This is a genomic window from Persicitalea sp., from assembly GCF_041751555.1.
Taxonomy (GTDB): Bacteria; Bacteroidota; Bacteroidia; order Cytophagales; family Spirosomataceae; genus Persicitalea.
Genome location: NZ_JBGSXF010000036.1, coordinates 1 through 1,822, shown reverse-complemented (window position 1 = coordinate 1,822; position 1,822 = coordinate 1). Strand labels below are relative to the sequence as shown.

The 1,822-nt window shown below is 52.0% G+C and carries 1 protein-coding gene and 1 pseudogene; one reads left to right on the top strand and one right to left on the bottom strand.

Going from position 1 to position 1,822, the window contains the following annotated elements; all coding sequences use genetic code 11:
• Window positions 1-49: 49 nt before the first annotated feature.
• A complete protein-coding gene (gene moaA, locus ACEW8P_RS01125) occupies window positions 50-1,162 on the top strand; it encodes a GTP 3',8-cyclase MoaA (protein WP_373511271.1) in 1,113 nt (370 codons plus the stop codon).
• An 11-nt stretch (window positions 1,163-1,173) separates the two neighbouring features.
• On the opposite strand, the pseudogene ACEW8P_RS01120 reads toward moaA, so the two are convergent.
• A pseudogene (locus ACEW8P_RS01120) lies at window positions 1,174-1,822 on the bottom strand (glucose/galactose MFS transporter); the annotation flags it as partial.

Below are 1,822 nucleotides of genomic sequence, written 5' to 3'. Positions count from 1 at the left end.
CTCTTTCCGCACGTTCTGCACGTGTTTGGCGTTATGGAAGGCGAAAAGCATGAAGAGGCACAAAGTGGCGAAGGCACAAAGGCACAAAGTTCCTGAGCGAGTCTATCATCGTTTCGATTTCTCACTTTGTGCCTTTGGAACTAAAAAAACTTATAAACTCATAGACACACCAACTACATACATTACCGACACCTTCGGCCGTACCCACACCTATCTGCGCATTTCGCTGACGGACAAGTGTAACTTACGCTGCAACTACTGTATGCCTCAGGAGGACATGCAGTTTATGCCGAATGCGTGGCTAATGTCAGCAGACGAGATTCGGACGCTGGCGGGAATTTTTGTGGAGATGGGCGTGCAGAAAATCCGGCTCACGGGCGGCGAGCCGCTGATTCGTAAAGATGTGGGTGACATCATCGCTTCGCTGGGCGAACTACCCGTGTCGCTGACGCTGACGACCAACGCGGTTTTTGTGGATAAGTACCTGGATACGTTCAAGAAAGCGGGCGTTCGCTCGCTGAATATTAGTCTTGATACTTTGCAGGAAGAGCGGTTCAAGACGATTACAAAACGGGATCATTTTAAGAAAACGCTCGATAATATTCAACTACTGCTGGCCGAAGGATTCAGCGTGAAGCTCAACATGGTCGTCATGCGCGACCTTAACGTGGAGGAAGTCAACGACTTCGTAGAACTCACCCGCGACCGGCCTAACCTGCATGTGCGGTTTATCGAGTTCATGCCATTTAACGGCAATCAGTGGGACTTTTCGCGCATGGTTCCTTACAAGACTTTGTTGGAAACTATCGGTAGACAGTACGAGTTCGACGCCTTGCCCGGCGAAGCCAACGACACGGCCCGCTGCTTTCGCATTGCGGACGGGGCGGGTACTTTTGGCATTATCAGTACCATTACCAACCACTTCTGCGCGGGCTGCAACCGCATCCGTCTCACCGCCGATGGCAAGCTAAAAAACTGCCTTTTCGATACGGGAGAAGTTGATTTATTGACCGCTCTGCGGCAGGGCGAAGACGTGAAAGAATTAATCCTCGGCCACTTCCAGGCCAAACACTTCGCCCACGGCGGGCACAGCGACTTTGCCGAAAAAGGCGCGAAGGCCGAGTACGAAACCAACCGCTCGATGATCGCGATTGGTGGATAAAGCCAAGGTTTTTACAAACTCCACCGCCTTACCAAATGCCCGTAAAATGCGTAATATACCAGATACGCGTAGCAGGGAATAAGCACCCAATAGGCTGCCTGCAAGCTGTATAAATCGGCGAAATAGCCGTACAGCAACGGCATCAAGGCATTTCCGCAAAGCCCCATAATCAGAATCGACGCACCCAGTTTCGTGAACCGCCCCAGTTCATCCAGCGCCAGCGGCCAGATCCCCGCCCACACCAGCGAATTGGCCAGCCCCAGCAGTACTACGAACCAGATGGAAATATCGGCGTCGTGACCCATAAAACCGACCCGTCCGCTCGCGAAAATAATCAGAAATGTGAAAGCCATTCCCAGCAGCGTACAGATACGCAGGGCGTTGACTTGCCGGAGGAATTTTGGAATCAAAATGATCCCCAAAACATAGCCGCAGATCGTCATGAAAAGCGTGTAAGAGGGAAAAACCTTGGCTTCCAGTAGCCCGATACCCATTGAACCTGCATAGGCGATGATGGTGTCGATGGCGATGACCTGCGTACCAACGTGCAGGAAAATGGCGACTGCGCCCAAAATCAGGTGGGGAAATTTGAAAATGCTGGTCTTACCAGCGTTGGCCTCGGCCAATTCAGGGCTTTCCTGCTCGGTGTTGAGCTCAGGC

Excerpts from the sequence above, each read along its gene's own strand:
- moaA (WP_373511271.1), top strand. The coding sequence starts at position 50 with ATGAAGAGGCACAAAGTGGCGAAGGCACAAAGGCACAAAGTTCCTGAG.